At 62.5% G+C, this 20,524-nt stretch carries 25 protein-coding genes; 17 read left to right on the forward strand and 8 right to left on the reverse strand.

Annotated elements, in window-relative coordinates; all coding sequences use genetic code 11:
* Nucleotides 1-6: 6 nt before the first annotated feature.
* The gene (locus tag E0H22_RS03360; RefSeq protein ID WP_233024331.1) at nt 7-498 is read left to right on the forward strand and encodes a DUF6644 family protein; all 492 of its coding nucleotides are present in this window, start codon (nt 7-9) and stop codon (nt 496-498) included.
* Here the strand turns inward: E0H22_RS03360 and E0H22_RS03365 are convergent.
* From E0H22_RS03365 to tldD, 3 genes are read right to left on the reverse strand one after another with little or no spacing between them, the layout of a single operon-like run.
* Nucleotides 489-836 carry an MmcQ/YjbR family DNA-binding protein gene (locus tag E0H22_RS03365; RefSeq protein WP_233024332.1) on the reverse strand — a complete coding sequence of 116 codons (348 nt, stop codon included), beginning with the start codon at nt 834-836 and terminating at the stop codon, nt 489-491. The two genes, E0H22_RS03360 and E0H22_RS03365, sit on opposite strands and share 10 nt — an antisense overlap.
* Nucleotides 837-841: 5 nt before the next feature.
* Nucleotides 842-1,624 (reverse strand): signal peptidase I, encoded by a 783-nt coding sequence (lepB, locus tag E0H22_RS03370; protein WP_233024333.1) that lies wholly within the window; start codon nt 1,622-1,624, stop codon nt 842-844.
* Entirely contained in the window at nt 1,621-3,048 is a 1,428-nt protein-coding gene (tldD, locus tag E0H22_RS03375; RefSeq protein ID WP_233024334.1) for a metalloprotease TldD, read from the reverse strand. Before tldD ends, lepB begins: the two co-directional genes overlap by 4 nt.
* A gap of 302 nt (nt 3,049-3,350) precedes the next feature.
* On the opposite strand from tldD, the gene E0H22_RS03380 reads away from it, so the two are divergent.
* Nucleotides 3,351-4,535: a PepSY-associated TM helix domain-containing protein gene (locus E0H22_RS03380; protein WP_233024335.1), complete on the forward strand. Its 1,185-nt coding sequence runs from the start codon at nt 3,351-3,353 to the stop codon at nt 4,533-4,535.
* Nucleotides 4,536-4,552: 17 nt separating this feature from the next.
* Here the strand turns inward: E0H22_RS03380 and E0H22_RS03385 are convergent, their stop codons facing one another.
* Entirely contained in the window at nt 4,553-4,969 is a 417-nt protein-coding gene (locus E0H22_RS03385) for a winged helix-turn-helix transcriptional regulator (protein ID WP_233026119.1), read from the reverse strand.
* 147 nt (nt 4,970-5,116) lie between these two features.
* On the opposite strand from E0H22_RS03385, the gene E0H22_RS03390 reads away from it, so the two are divergent.
* The 3 genes from E0H22_RS03390 (at nt 5,117) to E0H22_RS03400 (ending at nt 6,778) form a co-directional block, all read left to right on the forward strand.
* Nucleotides 5,117-5,503: a DoxX family protein gene (locus E0H22_RS03390; protein ID WP_233024336.1), complete on the forward strand. Its 387-nt coding sequence runs from the start codon at nt 5,117-5,119 to the stop codon at nt 5,501-5,503.
* A 76-nt stretch (nt 5,504-5,579) separates the two neighbouring features.
* Complete coding sequence (locus E0H22_RS03395) at nt 5,580-6,101, forward strand: DsrE family protein (RefSeq protein WP_233024337.1); 522 nt, start codon at nt 5,580-5,582, stop codon at nt 6,099-6,101.
* Between the two features lie 44 nt (nt 6,102-6,145).
* Entirely contained in the window at nt 6,146-6,778 is a 633-nt protein-coding gene (locus E0H22_RS03400) for a TlpA family protein disulfide reductase (RefSeq protein WP_233024338.1), read from the forward strand.
* Nucleotides 6,779-6,795: 17 nt separating this feature from the next.
* Here the strand turns inward: E0H22_RS03400 and E0H22_RS03405 are convergent, their stop codons facing one another.
* A complete protein-coding gene (locus tag E0H22_RS03405) occupies nt 6,796-7,332 on the reverse strand; it encodes an invasion associated locus B family protein (protein ID WP_430715258.1) in 537 nt (178 codons plus the stop codon).
* Between the two features lie 531 nt (nt 7,333-7,863).
* Between E0H22_RS03405 and coxB the strand changes: the two genes are divergently transcribed.
* The 12 genes from coxB to E0H22_RS03465 all read left to right on the forward strand — a co-directional run bounded on the left by coxB (nt 7,864) and on the right by E0H22_RS03465 (nt 18,954).
* Entirely contained in the window at nt 7,864-8,709 is an 846-nt protein-coding gene (gene coxB, locus E0H22_RS03410; RefSeq protein ID WP_233024340.1) for a cytochrome c oxidase subunit II, read from the forward strand.
* 104 nt (nt 8,710-8,813) lie between these two features.
* Complete coding sequence (gene ctaD, locus E0H22_RS03415; RefSeq protein WP_233024341.1) at nt 8,814-10,439, forward strand: cytochrome c oxidase subunit I; 1,626 nt, start codon at nt 8,814-8,816, stop codon at nt 10,437-10,439.
* 84 nt (nt 10,440-10,523) lie between these two features.
* The gene (locus E0H22_RS03420; RefSeq protein WP_233024342.1) at nt 10,524-11,465 is read left to right on the forward strand and encodes a heme o synthase; all 942 of its coding nucleotides are present in this window, start codon (nt 10,524-10,526) and stop codon (nt 11,463-11,465) included.
* A 15-nt stretch (nt 11,466-11,480) separates the two neighbouring features.
* Nucleotides 11,481-11,654, forward strand: a complete 174-nt coding sequence (locus tag E0H22_RS03425; RefSeq protein WP_233024343.1) for a CoxF protein — start codon at nt 11,481-11,483, stop codon at nt 11,652-11,654.
* 10 nt (nt 11,655-11,664) lie between these two features.
* Entirely contained in the window at nt 11,665-12,285 is a 621-nt protein-coding gene (locus E0H22_RS03430) for a cytochrome c oxidase assembly protein (protein WP_233024344.1), read from the forward strand.
* Between the two features lie 69 nt (nt 12,286-12,354).
* Nucleotides 12,355-13,224, forward strand: coding sequence for a cytochrome c oxidase subunit 3 (locus E0H22_RS03435; protein ID WP_233024345.1), 870 nt, complete (start codon nt 12,355-12,357; stop codon nt 13,222-13,224).
* A gap of 292 nt (nt 13,225-13,516) precedes the next feature.
* Nucleotides 13,517-13,909 carry a DUF983 domain-containing protein gene (locus tag E0H22_RS03440; protein WP_233024346.1) on the forward strand — a complete coding sequence of 131 codons (393 nt, stop codon included), beginning with the start codon at nt 13,517-13,519 and terminating at the stop codon, nt 13,907-13,909.
* Nucleotides 13,906-14,661 carry an SURF1 family protein gene (locus E0H22_RS03445; protein WP_233024347.1) on the forward strand — a complete coding sequence of 252 codons (756 nt, stop codon included), beginning with the start codon at nt 13,906-13,908 and terminating at the stop codon, nt 14,659-14,661. The genes E0H22_RS03440 and E0H22_RS03445 overlap by 4 nt, the downstream gene beginning before the upstream one ends.
* A gap of 131 nt (nt 14,662-14,792) precedes the next feature.
* Nucleotides 14,793-16,208 (forward strand): threonine synthase, encoded by a 1,416-nt coding sequence (gene thrC / locus E0H22_RS03450; RefSeq protein ID WP_233024348.1) that lies wholly within the window; start codon nt 14,793-14,795, stop codon nt 16,206-16,208.
* Nucleotides 16,208-17,497, forward strand: coding sequence for a M16 family metallopeptidase (locus E0H22_RS03455; protein ID WP_233024349.1), 1,290 nt, complete (start codon nt 16,208-16,210; stop codon nt 17,495-17,497). The genes thrC and E0H22_RS03455 overlap by 1 nt, the downstream gene beginning before the upstream one ends.
* A gap of 35 nt (nt 17,498-17,532) precedes the next feature.
* Nucleotides 17,533-18,120 carry a GNAT family N-acetyltransferase gene (locus tag E0H22_RS03460; protein WP_233024350.1) on the forward strand — a complete coding sequence of 196 codons (588 nt, stop codon included), beginning with the start codon at nt 17,533-17,535 and terminating at the stop codon, nt 18,118-18,120.
* 141 nt (nt 18,121-18,261) lie between these two features.
* Nucleotides 18,262-18,954, forward strand: a complete 693-nt coding sequence (locus E0H22_RS03465; RefSeq protein ID WP_233024351.1) for a hypothetical protein — start codon at nt 18,262-18,264, stop codon at nt 18,952-18,954.
* Nucleotides 18,955-19,133: 179 nt separating this feature from the next.
* Here the strand turns inward: E0H22_RS03465 and E0H22_RS03470 are convergent, their stop codons facing one another.
* The 3 genes from E0H22_RS03470 to E0H22_RS03480 all read right to left on the reverse strand — a co-directional run bounded on the left by E0H22_RS03470 (nt 19,134) and on the right by E0H22_RS03480 (nt 20,465).
* The gene (locus E0H22_RS03470) at nt 19,134-19,622 is read right to left on the reverse strand and encodes a F0F1 ATP synthase subunit B family protein (protein WP_233024352.1); all 489 of its coding nucleotides are present in this window, start codon (nt 19,620-19,622) and stop codon (nt 19,134-19,136) included.
* A gap of 3 nt (nt 19,623-19,625) precedes the next feature.
* A complete protein-coding gene (locus tag E0H22_RS03475; protein ID WP_233024353.1) occupies nt 19,626-20,168 on the reverse strand; it encodes a F0F1 ATP synthase subunit B family protein in 543 nt (180 codons plus the stop codon).
* A 69-nt stretch (nt 20,169-20,237) separates the two neighbouring features.
* Nucleotides 20,238-20,465, reverse strand: a complete 228-nt coding sequence (locus tag E0H22_RS03480) for a F0F1 ATP synthase subunit C (RefSeq protein ID WP_006022884.1) — start codon at nt 20,463-20,465, stop codon at nt 20,238-20,240.
* Nucleotides 20,466-20,524: the final 59 nt, after the last annotated feature.

A 20,524-nucleotide genomic window follows, 5' to 3' on the forward strand; every position in this document is an offset into this window, starting at 1 on the left:
CGTCCGATGACGGAAGCCGCTCCCGCATTGTTCGTAGCGATCGAGGCCTCGGCCGTAGGCGCCATGATCTGGCAGTCGCGCTGGCTCTATATGGTCGCCAATGTCGGCCACATCGTCGCGCTGCTGTGCTTCGCCGGCGCCATTGCGGTGATGGATACCCGTCTCGCAGGCGGACTGTCAGCGACAGCACCGGGCCCGTTGCTGCGCAAAGCGCGGCAGCTCGCGGTCGCTGCCTTTGTTGGCCTGATCGTCACCGGCCTCGTGCTATTCACCGCCGAAGCCAGCCATGTCGTGCTCAATCGTGTATTTCAGATCAAGGTCGGGCTGATTGTCCTCGGTTTGCTCAACGTCCTCTGGGTCGAGCGGACCATCATGCCGAAAGTCGCGGGGTTGCCGCCGCTAGTGCCGATGCCTGCCGGTGCGCGGCAAGGTGCATTGGCGTCTCTGACGATCTGGCTCAGTGTCGCGATCTGCGGTCGCGCCATCGCTTATTTCTGATCGCCTGTATCGCAGGCTTTGCGTGCCGTCTTCGAGGCCAGCGCCAGCCACTGTCGCCGCAACAGCGGTTCGACGTGCGCGTGCGTGGCTTTGGAAAGGCTGATCAATACGATCGGATAGTCGCGATAGTGGTCGGTGAAAGAAAAGACTTTTGGCTGGCGAGCGACCAGCATCTCGCGCTCCTCGGGGGGCACGCCGGGCATCACCAGCGTCTCACCGTCTTCCTTCAGGCGCGCGAGCAGCTTTTTCCGCACCTTAAGCGCAGGGGTGCCGTAGGATGTGCCATCCGCGACCTCGGGCCATGTCAGCGCGATTGCACGGACATCGTCGAAGGTCATTGCGTTCAATGCACGCCGGTGAAGAACCGCGCGAAGCGGAGGCCGGACCACCAGCTCGTCATCGGCTGGCTGCGCACACCGAGGTCCCACGAGCCGACGATGGCATCGACGCGACCGACGAGATTGTCCATCGGCAGCAGGCCGACCCCGCCCTGATTGACCGGTACACGGCTGTCGGCGGAGTTGTCGCGATTGTCACCCATCACGAACAGATGGCCGGGCGGCACGGTGACGTCGGGCGTGTTGTCGAGCCGGCCATTGCTCCGCAGCTTGAAGATCGGATGCGCGACGCCGCCGGGCAGCGTCTCCACATAGCGCTGCGCCGGCTCGGAGCCACCGCTGTCATCTTCGGCAGCGCCGATGCCGTCGGGCCGGACTGCCGCAGCCTTGCCGTTGATCCACACCTGGCCGCCGCGCAGCTCCACATGATCGCCGGGCAGGCCGATCACGCGCTTGACCCAGACCTGTGAACGATCGCCGGGCCAGCGAAACACCACGACATCGCCACGCTTCGGCGTCGAGGCGAACACGCGGCCGGTCTCGGGAAAGGCGACATGGATCGGCAGTGAAGCGGTGGAATAGCCGTAGGGAAATTTCGTCGCCAGAAGCGCATCGCCGATCAGCAGCGTTGGTTCCATCGATGCGGATGGGACATAGAACGGCTCGGCCAGCGCGCCCTTGCCGAGGAACACGATGCCGACAATGGCGGCGACCTGCGCGAGCTGGCTGCCCCAGCGTTTGGCCGTCGAAGGCAGCGTTGCTGCCTGCGTCTCCGTTTCGGTGCTCACGAGCCCGTTCCTCCGATCGTCACCTTGTCCATGCGCAGCGTCGGCTGGCCGACCCCCACCGGCACGCCCTGGCCGTGCTTGCCGCACGTGCCGATGCCGTCATCAAGGGCGAGGTCGTTGCCGATCATGCTGATGCGGTGCAGGTCGGTGGGGCCGTTGCCGATCATCATCGCACCCTTCAGCGGTGCGCCGATCTTGCCGTTCTCGATCTTATAGGCCTCGGTGCATTGGAAAACATACTTGCCGGAGGTGATGTCGACCTGACCGCCGCCGAAGTTCACGGCATAGATACCGTTCTTCACCGACGCCAGAATCTCCGCAGGATCGCGCTGGCCGGCCAGCATGTAGGTGTTGGTCATGCGTGGCATCGGCACATGGGCATAACCCTGCCGGCGGCCGTTGCCGGTGGGCTTCATGCCCATCAGGCGCGCGTTCTGGCGATCCTGCATATAGCCGACGAGGATGCCGTCCTCGATCAGCACGGTGCGGTTTGTCGGCGTGCCCTCGTCGTCGATGGAGAGCGAGCCGCGGCGCGACGAGATGGTGCCGTCGTCCACGACGGTGACGCCCTTGGCAGCGACTTGCTGACCGAGCAGGCCGGCAAAGGCCGAGGTCTTCTTGCGGTTGAAGTCGCCTTCGAGCCCGTGGCCGACGGCCTCATGCAGCATCACGCCGGGCCAGCCGGGCCCGAGCACCACGTCCATTTCGCCCGCGGGGGCAGGGATGGATTCGAGATTGACCAGCGCCTCGCGCAGCGCGCCGTCCGCCGCCGCGCGCCAGTTCGCGCTTTCGATGAAGCGGGCATAGCCCTCACGGCCGCCATAGCCCTTGCTGCCACTTTCCTGCCGGTCGCCCTGACCGGCGACCACGGTGATGTTCACCCGCACCAGCGGGCGGATGTCGCGATAGCTTTCGCCGTCCGGACGAATAATCTCCACCACTTGCCATGACGCACCGAGCGAGACGGAGACCTGGCGCACGCGCGGGTCCTTGTCGCGCACATAGGCGTCGATCTCGGCGAGCAGCTTCACCTTGGTTTCGAAGCCCGGCGCATCGAGCGGATTGTCGTCGTTGTAGAGCTTCACATTGGTGTGGGAAGGCGCCGCGGCGAAGGTGCCGTGATAGCCGCCGCGCACCGCATTGACCGCGTCGGCCGCACGAACCAGCGCCGCTATCGAAACATCCGAGGAATGCGCATAGCCGACCGCGTCGTCCTTCACCGCGCGAAGGCCAAAACCTTGCGCGGTGTCATAGGTCGCCTGCTTCAGCCGGCCGTTATCGAAACCGAGTGCCTCGCTCTGGCTGTATTCGAGAAACAGCTCGCCATCGTCGGCTCCCTGCAGCCCCCGCAGCAATTCGCGGCGGACGTCGTCGCGGTCGAGATTGGCGCGGTCGAGCAGGGAAGTGGTCACGAGGCTGATCATGCAGGCTCCAATACGGCGGGGCATTGCTGCACCGGAAGGCGGTTTCACCTTGTAACGGTAACCCGAGGTCGGGTCGCCTTACATTGGCGTAATCTCAAACGATACATGGGTTCGCATAGGAAGATAGGTACCGGGTTACAAATTGGGAGAGGCAGGCGGACAGCGCTCCGGTTCCAGTTTGGAGAGATTACAAACTGCGGCTGTGGTTCGCGTTGTGGCGGTACGGTAAGCGTGGGCCCGATGCCGCAGCGGGCGCTGAGACCCGACGCAGTTCGTCCTCCAGCTCCGTATCTCGCCGCCCTATGGCCTCCCCCTTCAAATCCGCCGTCCTGCAGGCCCACTCTCTCATCGGCCTCACAATTGCGCTGGTGCTCGCTGTGATGGGCTTGACCGGCGCGATGTTGTCTTTCGAGGACGAGATCGTGGCCGTGCTCAATCGCGATGTCACCAGGGTTGAGCTGCGATCGGCGCCCGTGCTGACGCCGGACGGGATCGTCGCGCGGCTGCAAGGCCAGCCCGGCGCCGGCAAGGTGCAGTTGATGATGCTGTCCAGCGAGCCCGGCACCACGGTGCGCGTGCGCTTTGCGCGCAATGAGAACGGCGAGCGCTCCTCCGTTTTTGTCGATCCCTATGATGGCCGGATCGTCGCGTCGGTGAGCGGCGAGGGCTTTTTCGCCACGCTGCGCAACCTGCACCGCTTCCTGCTGCTGCCCGGCAATGGCAACGGCTACGGCCGCCTGATCACCGGCGTTTCGGCCATCGGCCTGCTGGTGTTGCTGATCTCCGGCATGGTGCTGCGCTGGCCGCGCCGTGTGCGCAGCATCAAGATGTGGTTGAAGCCGAATTTGGCGATGTCCGGCCGCGCCTTTCACTGGTCGCTGCACAGCGTCGTGGGCACCTGGGTGTTTCCGATCTACGTGATCGTGATCCTCACAGGCCTATGGTGGTCGTTCGACTGGTACCGCGCCAGCGCCATGTGGCTGCTGTCAAGCAAGCCCCCCGCCGTTGCCAAGGCGCCTGCGAAGGCCAAGGGTGGTGCAAAGGCCGGTGATGCAGCCGAGAGCGCGGCTGCGCCGTTGCTGGATCGTGCCTGGGCCACTTTCCTCGCTGACCAAGGCAACCAGTACGCCAATGTCTATCTGCAAGTGCCGAACGGGCCAGGCCCCGTGCGCCTGCGGTCGCTGGCGAAGGATGCGCCGCACGATGTCGCCCGCGACGATTTCCGCATCGATGGCGCCACCGGCCGTGTCGTTGCCGCCGAGCGCTATGCCGACAAGTCGGTCGGCGACAGCATCCTGCAGAGGGTTTTACAGATCCACACCGGCGCGGCATTCGGATTGGTCGGCCGTATCCTGTTCATGGTCGCGGCTGCGCTGATGCCGCTGTTCACCGTCACCGGCTTCATCCTGTATCTCTCGCGCCGACGGCTGCGCGCGGCGTCGAAATCCAAGCGTCGTCACGCGATCGGGCTGGTGCCGGGGGAGTGAGATGCACGGCCGGCGGATTAAGGGTGAGCCCCAGGGGGTGTGCGCTCGTCCGAGTCGGGCAAGGTCGTGGATAGGGCACGCAGCGTGGAGAAATGGGCCTGAGACCATCGGAACAGCTCGTCATAGACCGGCCTTAGCGCTCTCGCCGCTTCCGTGATTTCGTACTCCACTCTCGGAGGAATCTCGGGATACGCCGTGCGTTTGACGAGTCCGTTCGCCTCGAGGTCACGCAACTGTGTCGTCAGCATGTGCTGGGTGACGCCGGGAATCGCTCGGAGCAGTTCGCCAAAACGATGCTTGCGCTGAACGAGTTGCCAGAGAATCTCACCCTTCCACTTGCCGGTAATCATCCCCAACGCCCGATGGAAATCTTCTATCGCCCGGCCCTGCTGACATTCGGGGAGCTGAGTATCGTCTGTTTTCCAATTAGTCATGTTTTTCATACTATCCCAGAAAAAGCATTCTACTTGTCTTTTTCATCTTACGGCCGAAATTTGCCTTTCGAAAGCGCATCGCGGATCTGACTCAGACCTTGCAACCGGCCGCGCTGCCGAAATCGTTCGATCAATTTCGGAGTTGCCATGTCATCGCTGTCCGTCATTTCGTCAGCGCCGCGGCGCTGGAGTTCCATCGGTCTCTGGACCGCCAGGACCTTGCTCGCTCTCGTCTTCGTGGCTGCAGGCGCAGCCAAGATCTACGGCGTGCCGATGCTCGTCGCGGAGTTCGAGCATATCGGCCTTGGACAATGGTTCCGCTATCTGACCGGCGGTCTGGAAGTCGCCGGAGCAGCCCTGATCATCATCCCGTCAACAGTCGTGTTTGGTGCTGTCCTCTTGTGCTGCATCATGATCGGTGCGGTTTTTACGCATCTATTTGTCATTGGCGGCTCGGCGATTCCGGCAATCGTGCTGCTCGTCCTGAGCGTGATCGTGGCTTACGCCAAGCGCAGCACGATCCTCAGGTCATAAATCCCGATTGCTCTCCCGGTTGTCCACGAATGGCCGTTGGAGAGGCAGGGCGTTTCAGTATCTTCGGGTGCAGGTGATGGTGTCGATGCCGAATTACAGTCGCAAGGTTTGGGCTGCGGTGATGTTTGCTCTGGCATTTGCGGTGCCGTTGTTCGTCACGCTGGCTTTGACGGATGCGGGGGACGCCGTTTCCAAGCCGCGAGAGTCAGAAGCGAAACCTGCGCCAACCAAAGCACATCGTCTCGTCTTGCAGATCAACACCGACGACCCGACCGTCATGCGCGCGGTGATTTCGACGTCGCTGAACCTGCCGAAACACTACCGGGAAACGAAGCAGGATTTCTCGATTGAAATCGTCGCCTACAATGCCGGCATTCACATGTTCAGAGTGGATACGTCGCCGGTGAAGGAGCTGTTGAAAGTTGTTCAGGGTCTCACCCCGGACATTCGTTTTGTTGTTTGCGAAGCGACCAAGCTCGGTATGGAGCGAGGCGAGGGCCATCCGATTTCGTTTATCGACAATGTCCAGTTGGTCCCGAGTGGCCCTGGACGGATCATCGAGTTACAAGAAGCCGGTTGGTCCTATATCCGATCCTGAGCGACACCCTGGCCATCCCTTTTATGCCTATCGGAGGATGGACCGTGACATCACATCACCGCGGACGGAGTGTTGTTCGCTCGCCGATCTCGCGACGTGCGCTGCTCAAAGGGGCGCTGGCCAGCGCGGCCGCATCGGTTGCGGGGCGGACTGATGCAGTTGCGCGACCCGATGGCCCGCCGCCTTTTGGCACTGCCCGGCATCAGTTCACCATCATCCGAGGGGCGCGGCCGATTCCGTCCGTTGCGGTGCCACGCCTGGACGGCAAGTCGATCCATCTGACTGCGTTTCCAGGAAAGCTCGTGCTGGTCAATTTCTGGGCGACATGGTGTGCGGCCTGCAAGATCGAGCTGCCGATTCTTGATCGGCTGCAGGAGATCGAGAGATCAGCCAATCTGCAGGTGATCGCGATTGCCACCGATCGCGCGGATGTGGCTTTGTTCGTGCGCAAGTTGAAGCTGAGACACCTCGACGTCGGCACCGATCCCGGTGGACTGGTCGCGCGCGCCGGCGAGGTTGCCGGTCCGGATACGCCGTTCAGCCTCTACGCAATGCCGATCACATACCTGATCGGAACGACGGGGCAGGTCGAAGGCTATCTTGCCGGAGAGGCCGACTGGACGTCTGACGACGCCCGGCGATTGCTCGACTATTACCGGGGGCGTCGTTCCGGCTAATGTGTTGGCTTAAGGGCCTACGGGAGCTTGTCGTAGCCTTCGCCAAGACCGTTCAGGCTGAGCGGGAAGCCAATGCCCTCTTCCGGCGTCTCGAAGATGATGAAGGTTGCGGTCTTGGCGGTGCGCAACTGGCCGAGTAGCTTGTCGTCCATCACAACTTCCGCAACACAGCCGTTGGGCAAGCAGCGCACGAAGCCGGCGCGGCCGACATCCTGATTGTCGAGCTTGAGACCGAGACCGGACGGCAGCAGCACGCCGAGCGGCGCGACCACGCGCATCAGCTTGCTCTTCTGGTCGGCGGTCTTCAGCACGATCACCGTGAGGCCGGCATTGGAGCGGTCTTCGGCCACCACACTCTGGATCAGGGCGCATTGTTCGGCCTGGGCGCCGGGCGGGGTATCGCAGCGAATCTGCCAGTCACCATGGGTCGATTTGACAGCGCCCTGGGCGCTGGCGGCCGCGGGTAGCGCCAGCAAGGCTGCAAATGTCAGAAAACCGAGCGTGAGGCGGCGCCAACTGGAGGCCGGCTGCTGCTGCGATGTCGAAAGCCTCATCCGGATCGATCCTTGGGCGTAGGTGGTTTGGGCGTGGTTCGTGGTCGCGGTCATGATCAGTGGTCTCTGCAATGGGTTTGGCAGCACTGTGAACGCTGAAGAATTCCAGAGCGCGGAATGATACTGCAATGACGGCGCCTTGAAGGCGGCCACAACAGCTGCTTGCGCGCCGATTGTGGCGAATCAGTTGCCTGATCATCGCATATTTCGTGCCTAAAGCGGGCGCCGCCGGTGTCAAGCGCCATCGATGGCGACTGACATTTGTCATTGATGTGATGCGGGAAATACGACCTTCGTGCAATTCGGTCGAATGCATTCCCGGTTACCGCACTCCTGCATTGCGACAGGTCAAGAATTATGGTTTGAGAGGCTGGATTTCGACGCATTCTAACGAGCGGGCCCAGATGCCCTCCGGTCGATTGCGCCAGGCGAATGCCTTGGTCAATTTGTCCGTTTGTTCGGAAGGGGAGTCGGACCGCATACTCGGGCAATACCGAGATGCGTAAGATTTTACATGGGAGCGCACGCGGCATGAGGATGCTGAGGGGCCTGTTTGGCCACCGGTTGCTGGGGTTAGCGGTTGTTGGGGCCGGTCTCGCTGTTAGCGGCGCTGCCTTTGCTCAGGTGATGGGTCAGCCCGCACCCTGGGAATACAAGCTTCAGGAAGCGGCAACGCCGGTGATGGAAAACATCACCTGGTTTCACAATTTCATGCTCTGGCTGATCACCGGCATCACGCTGTTCGTGCTGGCGCTGCTCGTCATCGTGGTGGTGAAGTTCAACGCCAAAGCCAATCCGGTTCCGTCGAAGACGACCCACAACACGCTGATCGAAGTGGCGTGGACGATCATCCCGGTGCTGATTCTGGTTGCGGTCGCGGTGCCGTCGTTCCGGTTGCTGTTTCTGCAGCTCGATATTCCGAAGGCCGATCTGACCATCAAGGCCACCGGCAAGCAGTGGTTCTGGACTTACTCCTATCCGGACAATGGTCCGTTCGAATTCGACTCGCTGATGGCCGCCGACAAGCAGCCGCGCCTCCTTGCAGTCGATAACGAGGTGGTGGTGCCGGTGAACAAGGTGGTCCGCGTGCAGACCACGGCGGCGGACGTGATCCACTCCTTCGCTGTGCCATCCTTCGGCATCAAGATCGATGCGATCCCGGGTCGTCTGAACGAGACTTGGTTCAAGGCGACCAAGACCGGCATGTTCTACGGCCAGTGCTCGGAACTGTGCGGCAAGGATCATGCCTTCATGCCGATCGCGATCCGCGTGGTTACCGATCAGGAATTCACCGCTTGGGTCGAGCAGGCCAAGAAGAAGTTCGCCAGCAACCCGTCGAGCACGTTTGCTTCGGCGGCAACCACGCAGGCGCAGTGAGGCCCGCGGAGCTGCAAGGCTCCGCGCCGATCTGATTTGAGGAATTGGGCGAGGGGACCGCGAGGTCCGAAAAGACTGCCAAGACGACGAAGCAGGATTTGAAAATGGCAACGACCGCGGCAACACCGGCTCACAACGATCACGCTCACGACGATCATGCGCATGCGCATCCGACCGGGTGGCGTCGTTACGTCTATTCGACGAACCATAAGGACATCGGCACGATGTACCTTATCTTCGCGATCGTGGCCGGTGTCATCGGTGGCCTGATGTCGATCCTGATTCGCATCGAGCTGATGTATCCAGGCGTGCAGATCTTCCACGAGGCGCACACCTACAATGTCTTCGTCACCTCGCATGGTCTGATCATGATCTTCTTCATGGTCATGCCTGCCATGATCGGCGGTTTCGGCAACTGGATGGTGCCGCTGATGATCGGCGCGCCGGACATGGCATTTCCGCGCATGAACAATGTGTCGTTCTGGCTGCTGCCGGCGGCTTTCGCGCTGCTCATCATCTCCACCTTCGTGGAGGGCGAGCCCGGCGCCAACGGCGTCGGCGCCGGCTGGACCATGTATGCGCCGCTCTCGACCTCGGGCCATCCCGGCCCGGCCGTCGACTTCGCGATCCTGGCGCTGCACATCGCCGGTGCATCGTCGATCCTCGGCGCCATCAACTTCATCACCACCATCTTCAACATGCGCGCCCCGGGCATGACCCTGCACAAGATGCCGCTGTTCGTGTGGTCGATCCTGGTCACCGTGTTCCTGCTGCTGCTCTCGCTGCCGGTTCTGGCAGGCGCCATCACCATGCTGTTGACGGATCGCAATTTCGGCACGACGTTCTTCGCGGCCGAAGGCGGCGGCGATCCCGTGCTGTTCCAGCATCTGTTCTGGTTCTTCGGTCACCCCGAAGTGTACATCCTGATCCTGCCCGGTTTCGGCATGATCTCGCAGATCATCTCCACCTTCTCAAAGAAGCCGGTGTTCGGCTATCTCGGCATGGCCTATGCGATGGTCGCCATCGGCGGCATCGGCTTCGTCGTCTGGGCGCATCACATGTACACCGTGGGCATGTCGTCTGCGACGCAGGCCTACTTCGTGGCCGCCACCATGGTCATCGCGGTGCCGACGGGCGTGAAGATTTTCTCTTGGATCGCGACCATGTGGGGCGGTTCCATCGAGTTCAAGGCGCCGATGGTCTGGGCCACCGGCTTTATCTTCCTGTTCACTCTCGGCGGCGTGACCGGCGTGGTGCTCGCCAATGCCGGCGTCGACCGCGTGCTGCAGGATACCTATTACGTGGTGGCGCACTTCCACTACGTGCTGTCGCTCGGCGCCGTGTTCGCCATTTTCGCCGGCTGGTACTACTGGTTCCCGAAGATGTTCGGCTACATGTATTCGGAAACCATCGCCAAGGCGCATTTCTGGGTCACCTTCATCGGCGTCAACCTGGTGTTCTTCCCGCAGCACTTCCTCGGCCTGTCTGGCATGCCGCGCCGCTATATCGACTACCCCGATGCCTTTGCCGGCTGGAACCTGGTGTCGTCGATCGGTTCCTATATCTCGGGTTTCGCCGTGCTGATCTTCATCTATGGCGTGATCGATGCTTTCGTCCGCAAGGAAAAGGCCGCGAACAACCCGTGGGGCGTCGGCGCCACCACGCTGGAATGGACCCTGACCTCGCCGCCGCCCTTCCATCAGTTTGAAGTGTTGCCGCGTATCAAGTAAGTGTGCTGCGGCGCACAATAGTCCGCCGCATGACAGATTGCCTCCGACGGTATCTGCGGAGGCTGTGACCAAGTGAGACCGATCTTGTCCGTCCTCGACCAAAACGCCATCGACCTCTCCGCCCCCCGCATTTCCGAAGCGGGCGTGCGGGATTATCTCGCGCTGCTGAAGCCGCGGGTCATGTCGCTGGTCGTGTTCACGGCGATGGTCGGTTACTTCCTCGCTCCAGGCGATCACCATCCGGTGCTGGCCATCACCTCGATCCTCTGCATCGCCATCGGCGGCGGCGCCTCCGGCGCGCTGAACATGTGGTACGAGGGCGATATCGATGCGCTGATGACGCGCACCGCCAACCGCCCGATCCCGCGCGGCCGCATCACCCGTCCGGAAGCGCTCACCTTCGGCATCGTGCTGGCGTTCTTCTCGGTGATGACGCTGGGCATTCTGGTGAACTGGCTGGCCGGCGCGCTACTCGCTTTCACCATCTTCTTCTATGTCGTCATATACACCATCGGCCTGAAGCGCTGGACGGCGCAGAACATCGTCATCGGCGGCGCCGCAGGGGCGTTGCCGCCTGTGGTCGCCTGGGCTGCGGCATCGGGATCGCTCTCCATGGAGCCGATCCTGCTGTTCCTGATCATCTTCTTCTGGACCCCGCCGCATTTCTGGGCGCTCGCGCTATTCCGCAACGACGACTACGCCCGCGCCGGCGTGCCGATGCTGCCGGTGGTCGCCGGTCCCGATGCGACCCGTCTGCAGATCCTGCTCTACACGGTCGTGCTGGTGGCGACGGCTGTTGCGCCGTGGCCGCTTGGCTACTTCTCCGCGGTCTACGGCGTTGCGTCGCTGATCCTTGGCGCCGGCATGATGTTTCTGGCCGTGCAGGTCTATCGCCTTCGTGAAGGCAAGCCGGCCACCAAGGCCACGCGCCAGCTGTTCGCGTTCTCGATTCTGTATCTCTTCGCTTTGTTTGCGATCCTGTTGCTTGAGGTGGTCGTGAAGGCCATCCTGCCGCTGGTCTGGTAGAGGGCGCATGATCCGATGGACAACGACCGCAAGCCTCAAGAGCCGGACGGCATCGTCCTCACCGATGCGCAGAAGAAGCGTCAGCGCGAGCGCTCTATCGCGATCGCCTGGGCGCTCGGCATTCTCGTGGTGCTGTTCTTCGCCGTCACTATGGTCAAAGGGCCGGCCGTCCTCGTCCGGCCGCTGTAAGTGAGGTGATATGACCGAACCGCAGTCCTATCAGCCAGCTTCTAAGTCACGCCTCGGGCGTGATGCGGTCGTGGCATCGGTTTGCGGTCTCGTGGTTGCCTTCATGGTCGGCGCGTCCTATGCGGCGGTGCCGTTCTACAACTGGTTCTGTCGCGTCACCGGCTTCAACGGCACCACCATGGTGGCGGCCGGTGCGCCTGCCTCCGGCCCGATTGGCCGCAAGATCGCCGTCCGCTTCGATGCCAATGTCGCGCCGGGCCTGCCATGGAAATTCGTCCCCGAGCAGAGCGAGATCGAGGTCCGCATCGGTGAGGTGGTCACCGTCTTCTACACCGTGACCAATCAGTCCGCCCGCACCACCTATGCCCAGGCCGCCTATAACGTGGCGCCGCTCACGGTGGGGGCATACTTCCAGAAGATCAACTGCTTCTGCTTCACCGATCAGACGCTCGGGCCGGGTGAGAAGCGCGAAATGCCGGTCGTGTTCTATGTCGATCCGAAGCTCGCGGCCGACAGCGAGAATGACGGGCTGAACTCGATCACATTGTCCTATACGTTCTATCCCCAGCGCGATCCCGCGCCGAAGCCGGTCGCGGCAACGGAGACGGGAGTCCGCAAGGGCAATCTCTGAGCTTTTGCGTTATAAGGTTTGAAATAACACGCGCCGGCATCAACTGGCGCAACTGACGGAGAGAGACACATGGCGACGGCAGAGGCGGGCACCGCGCACGCCAAGCATCACGATTATCATCTCGTCGATCCCTCGCCGTGGCCGGCGGTCGGCTCGCTGTTTGCTTTCATCATGGCGGTCGGCGCGGTCAGCTGGATGCACAAGATGTATGCCGCTGCACCGCTCGTCTTCGGTGTCGGCACTATCGGCGTGCTCTACACTTTTGCCGCTTGGTGGACCGATGTGGTGAAGGAGGCCCAGCGCGGCGATCATACCCGCGTGGTGCAGCTGCACCACCGTTACGGCATGATTCTGTTCATCGCCTCGGAGGTGATGTTCTTCGTCGCCTGGTTCTGGGCTTATTTCAACGCTGCGCTGTTTCCGGCCGATCCGGTGCACGCCACCCGCGAAGTGCTGTTCGGTGGCGTGTGGCCGCCGAAGGACATCCAGACCTTCGACCCCTGGCACCTTCCGCTGTTCAACACGCTGATCCTGCTGACCTCGGGCACCACGGTCACCTGGGCTCATCACGCGCTGCTGGAAGGCGATCGCAAGGGTCTGAAATATGGTCTGATGCTGACCATTGCGCTCGGTATCCTGTTTTCCTTCGTGCAGGCTTACGAATACAGCCACGCTGCTTTTGCCTTTAAGGGCCATGTCTATGGCGCGACCTTCTTCATGGCCACCGGCTTCCACGGTTTCCATGTTCTGGTTGGCACCATCTTCCTGATCGTCTGCCTGTTCCGCGTCTATGCCGGCCACTTCACGCCGAAGCAGCATCTCGGCTTCGAATTCGCTGCTTGGTACTGGCATTTCGTGGACGTGGTCTGGCTGTTTCTGTTCGTCACGATCTATGTCTGGGGTTATGGCGGCGTGGTCGCCGGCGCCGCCGCGCATTGATCGGACGCTGATGCTAGAAAGGGCGGCCGTAAGGCCGCCCTTTCTCTTTCCTCTTCTGTTGACGGGTAAAGGGGCTATGATCGCCCAAACAGTCTTGGACCATCTCTTGCGAATGGCTGCGCCATTCGCTGGGACACGCGGCCGAAGGCGGCCGCTCCTCAGGATGAGGGCTGAGTGTGGCGCTGTAGAAGACCCTCTCGACTGAACGCAATTGCGTTCAGTCTGGGTGAGGAGCCCGCGAAGCGGGCGTCTCGAACCAAGTAGGCCGAGCACCATCCGCATTGAATGTCCCATGCAAGAACAAGCCTCACCAGTCAGCCTCACCCAAACTGTCACTCGCGGCCTCGCCTGCAAGTGTCCGCGCTGCGGCGAGGGTAAGCTCTATGGTGGCTTCATCACCCTGCGCCCGAATTGCGGGCGCTGCGGGCTCGACTACGCCTTCATCGACACCGGCGACGGGCCGGCGATCTTTATCATTATGATTGCCGGTGCCATCGTTGTCGGCGCGGCGCTGATCGTCGAAGTGAAGTACCAGCCGCCTTTCTGGGTCCACGCCGCCCTATGGCTGCCGCTCATTCTGGCGACCACACTGTTGCCGTTGCGGTCGATGAAGTCGCTGCTGATCGCCCTGCAATTCCATCATAAGGCCTCCGAAGGCCAGTTGATCGCGCGCAACCCCAAATGAATGACGTCACCGCGCGCCGGCGCGGCATCACCGGCTTCGGCATCGCGACCCTGATCATCGTTGCCACATTGCTCGGTCTCGGTTTCTGGCAGCTACAGCGCCGCACCGAGAAGCACGCTCTGATCGCGGCCCTCGATGCGCGCCTCGCGGAGGCGCCGGTCGCTCTGGCATCGCCCGATCGCTGGAGCGGGATGAACGCCGCGGCCGACGAATTCCGCCGCGTCATCTTTACCGCTACCTACAAGCCGCTGCCCGACGCCATGGTCTACAGCTCGGGCTCCGGCGTTCGTCCGGACGTCCCCGGCGCGGTCACCTGGGTGTTCCTGCCGGCAGCTCTCCCGAATGGCGCGACAGTCGTCATCAATGCGGGCTTCGTGCAGAACACGATGCAGGATCGCGCGCAGCAGGATCGCGTGGTCAAAACTCTGCTCACCGGCGCTCCGGTGACTATGACCGGCTATCTCCGTTACCCCGAAGCGGCGGGCACGCTGACCCCGCATGACGACGTCGCCAAGCGTCTCTGGTTCAACCGCGACCAGCGCGCCATGGCCACAGCCCTCGGCTGGGGCGATGTCGCGCCGTTCTATGTCGACCTGGAAACCCCGATGCCGGCGAACGGTATCCCCAAGCCCGGTTCGCTGGTCGTCCGCCTGAAGGACGACCACATGCAATACGCCATCACCTGGTTCAGCCTGGCTGCGGCCGTGGTGATTGCGTTTGGCGTGTGGACGCGGGGGCAGAAACGAGGCTAAACGGCCTCTGAATGCCGGTTTCCCCATTCGCCCAAAAAGCTTATGGTGCGCCTTCGTTTCCATCCGACTGACGTGTTAACCTCTTTCAGATCAAAGGCTTGGCGGGGCTGCCCGCGCCTTTGGAGGACGCCTTGACGACCTATATCTCGACGCGGGGTGAGGCCCCGAAACTCGGCTTCTGTGATGTCATGCTGACCGGCCTTGCCCGGGACGGCGGTCTCTACATTCCCGAGGTCTGGCCGCAACTCTCCGAAGGCACCATCGCGTCGCTGTTCGGCCGGCCCTATTGGGAAGTCGCTGTGGAGGTGATCCGTCCCTTCGTGGCTGGCGAGATTTCCGACGAGGATCTCGGTCGGATGGCCAATGAAGCCTATGCCACCTTCCGCCATCCCGCAGTGGTGCCGCTCGACCAGCGCGCGCCGAACCAGTTCGTGCTTGAGCTGTTCCATGGGCCCACGCTGGCGTTCAAGGACGTGGCGATGCAGCTCATCGCGCGACTGATGGATCATGTGCTGGCGACGCGTAACCAGCGCACCACCATTGTCGTCGCCACCTCGGGCGACACCGGCGGCGCCGCCGTCGACGCCTTTGCCGGGCGCGACAATGTCGATCTGATCGTGCTGTTCCCGAACGGCCGTATTTCCGACGTGCAGCGCCGGATGATGACCACGACCGGCGCCTCGAATGTCCACGCGCTCGCGGTGGAAGGTCATTTCGATGACTGCCAGGCCATCGTGAAGGGCCTGTTCAACAATCACAAATTCCGCGATGCCGTCTCGCTCTCGGGCGTCAATTCGATCAACTGGGCGCGGATCGTCGCACAGGTTGTCTATTACTTCACTTCGGCGGTTGCCGTCGGCGCGCCCGGTCGCGCCGTCGATTTCACCGTACCGACCGGTAATTTCGGCGATATCTTTGCAGGTTACGTCGCCAAGCGCATGGGCTTGCCGGTGCGCAAGCTGCGCATTGCCGCGAACGTCAACGACATCCTCGACCGCACGCTGAAGACCGGCATCTATGAGGTGCGTGAGGTTCACGCTTCGTCGTCGCCGTCCATGGATATCCAGGTCTCGTCGAATTTTGAACGCCTGCTGTTCGAGGCGTCTGGCCGCGATTCCGCGCTGGTACGGGGGCTGATGGATTCGCTCAAGCAGTCCGGCCGCTTCGTGTTGCCGGAGAAACTGCTCACCGCGATTCGGGCCGATTTCGAATCCGGCCGTGCCGATGAGGACGAGACCGCTGCGACCATTCGCACGGCCTGGCGCGAGAGCGGCGATCTGATCGACCCGCATACCGCCGTGGCGTTGGCCGTTGCCGATCGCGACACCACCGAGCTGCATGTGCCGAATATCGTGCTGTCCACCGCGCATGCGGCGAAATTCCCCGATGCTGTGGAAGCTGCCTGCGGCAAGCGTCCGGATTTGCCGGCTTATCTCGGCGACCTGATGACAAGGTCGGAAGCGATCAAGGTCGTGAAGAACGATCAGAGCGAGATCGAGCAGTTCGTGCTGTCTGTCAGCCGTGCCGCGAAGCAGGGAGCTGCCTGATGGCCGTCGAAGTCACCAAGCTACCGTCGGGTCTCACCGTCGTCACCGACTCCATGCCGCATCTCGAAACCGCAGCGCTCGGCGTCTGGGCCGGTGTCGGCGGGCGTGACGAGAAGGCGAACGAGCACGGTATCTCGCATCTGCTCGAACATATGGCCTTCAAGGGCACCAAGACGCGTTCGTCCCGCCAGATCGTCGAGGAAATCGAGGCGGTCGGCGGCGATCTCAATGCCGCGACCTCGACCGAGACCACGGCCTATTACGCGCGCGTGCTGAAGGCCGATGTGCCGCTCGGCCTCGAAGTGCTCAGCGACATCCTGGCTAATCCCACCTTCGAACCCGAAGAACTCGAGCGCGAGAAGAGCGTCATCGTGCAGGAGATCGGCGCGGCGCAGGATACGCCGGACGATGTCGTGTTCGAGCATCTCAACGAGCTCTGCTATCCCGACCAACCGATGGGGCGTTCGCTGCTTGGCACCGCCAAGACGCTGAAGGGCTTCGATCGCGACATGCTGCAGTCCTATCTGACCATGCATTATCGCGGGCCGGATATGGTGATCGCAGCGGCGGGCGCAGTGAATCATCGTCAGGTCGTTGAGCAGGCGCATAAGCACTTCGCCAGCTTCGCAGGCTCGGCCGGGCCGAAGCCGCAGGCGGCGTCTTTTGGCAAGGGCGGCTCCAAGGTCGTGCATCGCGATCTCGAGCAGGCGCATCTCACCCTGGCGCTGGAAGGCTTGCCGCAGGCTCATCCGGAGCTGTTCAGCCTTCAGGTGTTCACCAATGTGCTGGGTGGCGGCATGTCCTCACGCCTGTTTCAGGAAGTTCGCGAGAAGCGCGGCCTCTGCTATTCGATCTATTCCTTCCACGCGCCCTATAGCGACACCGGTTTCTTCGGCATCTATACGGGCACCGATCCGAATGACGCGCCGGAGATGATGGAAGTAATCGTCGATGTCGTCCGTGAATCCGTGGAGACGCTGACGGAAGCCGAGATCGCCCGCGCCAAGGCCCAGATGAAAGCGGGCCTCCTGATGGCGCTGGAAAGCTGTAGCTCCCGCGCCGAACAGCTCGCACGCCATATGCTCGCTTACGGCCGCCCGCTGACGGCGGAAGAGCTCATCAAGCGTATCGACGAGGTCAGCGTCGAATCCGCCCGCGACGCGGCGCGCAGCCTGCTCACGCGCAGCCGGCCGGCGGTGGCCGCGCTCGGCGGCGGCCGGGGGCTGGACACGGCGGTGGCTTTTGCGGAAGGATTGACCGGCGTGCGGGACAAGACGCTTTTGCATTGATGCTGTCTCGTTCTGCTGCGTCGGAGACTGATCCTATGGCTCTGTTTCGACTTCCCATGAGTGCGCCGGCCGCGCTTGCGCCGCGCGGCTATGGGTTGTCGTTGCGCGCGCCCGTGATGTCGGACTTTTCACAGTGGGCCGATCTGCGCGAGCGCAGCCGGGCCTATCTCACGCCATGGGAGCCGATCTGGCCGTCCGACGATCTCACCCGCTCGGGCTTTCGCCGACGGCTGCGGCGCTATGCCGAGGATATCTCGGCCGATCGCGCCTATCCCTTTCTGGTGTTTCGCGAATCCGACGACACGCTGGTCGGCGGCATCACGCTCGCCAACGTCCGGCGCGGCATCGTGCAGGCGGGGACGATCGGCTACTGGGTCGGCCAGCAATTCACCGGGCAGGGCATGATGACCACGGCGCTGCGGGTCCTGCTGCCGACCTTGTTCGGCGAACTCGGCCTGCATCGCATTGAAGCGGCTTGCATTCCCACCAATACGCCGTCGGTGCGGGTGCTGGAAAAATGCGGTTTCACGCGCGAGGGACTGGCGCGGCGGTATCTATGCATCAACGGGGTCTGGCAGGATCACCTGCTGTTCGGGATGCTGCACGAGGATTTCCGGGGGTGATTGCCGCACGAATTGCGCAGGGGTGCCGCCCTGCGGCCTCAACGGCCTTTGGTTTGCCGCAAGTCGCCTGCTATAACGCCCGCGCATGGCCTTGGGGGTGAGGCGGCGCTAACTATCTGACGATCCGGGGATATTCTCATCATGCCACAATTCGGACGCAAGCCCGCGCGTGATTTTCGCGTGCTGAAAAACGTGCTTTTCGTCACCGTTTCGAGCGTGTTTCTCGCCAATTGCGGTGGCGGCAGCATGTTCGGCAGCGACGCATCGGGCGGTAGCAGCAGCCCATCCTTCGGCGACCGGTTCACCCAGCTGTTTTCCGGCAAATCCAGCGAGGTGGGTGGTCCGCAGGCGACCCAGGCGACGACGTCGGGTGGCGCCGATAGCGAACTGACCTGTCCGATGGTCAGCATTCGTCCGGGCGCGGCAACCTATGCGGTGGGTGCGCAGGGCAAGCCGGCCGTGGGCAACGATCTGGCTTATCAGGCGACCATTACCCGCACCGCGAGGTCGTGCGATCTCACCAACGGTCAGGTGTCAGTCAAGATCGGCATCCAGGGACGCGTTATCGTTGGGCCGGCCGGTGCGCCGGAGACGGTGGAAGTGCCGCTGCGCGTGGCGGTGGTGCAGGAGGGTGTCAATCCGAAGCCGATCGCCACCAAGGTGTTCACAACGGCGGTGTCGATGGGCGGGTTGACCAATGTGGAATACAGCCTGGTGGGCGAGGACTTCAGCTACCCAGCGCCAAGCGCAGCGGCGAATGACTCGTATGTGTTCTATATCGGCTTCGATCCGCAGGCGCTGAAGCCGCAGCCGGCGTCGCGCAAGCGGCGGTGAGCTTCAGTCCCTCATCTCGAGGAGCCGCGTAGCAGCGTCCCGAAGGATGGCCGCACGCTCGGAGCTCCGACATCTCATGGTTCGAGGCGCGCACAAGGGCGCGCTCCTCACCATGAGGGGCTGACAAAAAAGCCGGCGCGATCATCTCGCGCCGGCTTTTTGTTTTGCATGCGTCTTGCTTAGTTCAGCTTCGCGCGGACTTCGCCGATGCCTTTTTCGATCAGGTTGTCGGCAACGTTACCCTTCACCGACTGCGACAGCACTTGCGTCGCAGCGGTCACCGCAGCTTCGGCAGCAGCGGCGCGGACGTCGGCGAGAGCCTGGGCTTCCGCCATCGCGATCTTGCTCTCCGCGGCCTTGGTACGACGGGCGACGAAATCTTCCATCTTCACCTTGGCTTCGGCCGCAATACGTTCGGCGTCTTCCTTGGCGGAGGTGATGATGTCCTGCGCCTCGCGTTCAGCAGAAGCATGGCGCTTCTTGTAGTCCGCGAGCAGAGCGGCGGCCTCGTCGCGCAGGCGACGGGCGTCGTCGAGCTCCTGCTTGATGCGGTCGCGGCGATGATCGAGCGCGGTCAGGATGGTGCGGTGAACGCCCATATAACCGAACAGCGCGAGCAGCAGAAAGAACGCTACGGCAACCCAGAATTCAGCTTCCAAACCGAACATCGTTTATCCTTTCAGCGACGCGTCGAGCGCGGCGTTGACGGCGCCAGCATCCGGCGTGATGCCGGTGAGACGTTCGACGATGGCGGATGCCGTATCCGAAGCGATGCCGCGGACATTGCTCATCGCCGTCGCGCGGGTCGATGCGATGGTCTGTTCTGCCGATGCGAGCTTGGCATTCAGGCTCTCTTCGAGCTTGGCCTTGGCCGCATCCTGTTCCGCATTGAGCTTCTCACGCACTTCGCTGGCCATCGCCTGCGCCTTGGCGCGGGCATTGGCGAGTTCGGTTTCGTAAGACTTCAGGGCGGCGTCGGAATCGGCCTTTAGCTTGGCAGCTTCGGCCAGGTCGGTGTCGAGAACCTGCTTGCGGGCGGCGAGAATGCCGCCAACGCGCGGCAGCGCCAGACGCGAGACGATCAGATAGAGCAGACCGAAAGCGATCGCGAGCGACACCAGCTGCGAAGCGAAGGTGCTGCTCTCGAAGGGCGGGAACGAAGCCTTGTGCCCACCATCGGCCTGGGTATGGGATGTGCTCTGACCTTGCGCCACAGCAGTCTCCTTTTCGATCGACTACGCGTCTCCGGGATTGGAGAGCGCGCAGCCAGATCAGGTGTCAGCTTAGACGGCGAACAGCAGCAGCAGAGCGATCAGCAGCGAGAAGATGCCGAGCGCTTCGGTCACGGCGAAGCCGAAGATCAGGTTAGCGAACTGGCCCTGCGAGGCCGACGGATTGCGCAGCGCGCCGTTCAGGAACTGCGAGAAGATCATGCCGACGCCGATGCCTGCGCCGCCCATGCCGAGGCAAGCGATACCGGCACCGATGTACTTAGCTGCAACTGGATCCATGGTAGAACTCCTTCTTGGATAGGTAGATTTGAGAAAGTCGGTTGAGGGTGGGTTTCGCG

The sequence above is a fragment of the Rhodopseudomonas boonkerdii genome (genome assembly GCF_021184025.1).
Taxonomy (GTDB): domain Bacteria; phylum Pseudomonadota; class Alphaproteobacteria; order Rhizobiales; family Xanthobacteraceae; genus Tardiphaga; species Tardiphaga boonkerdii.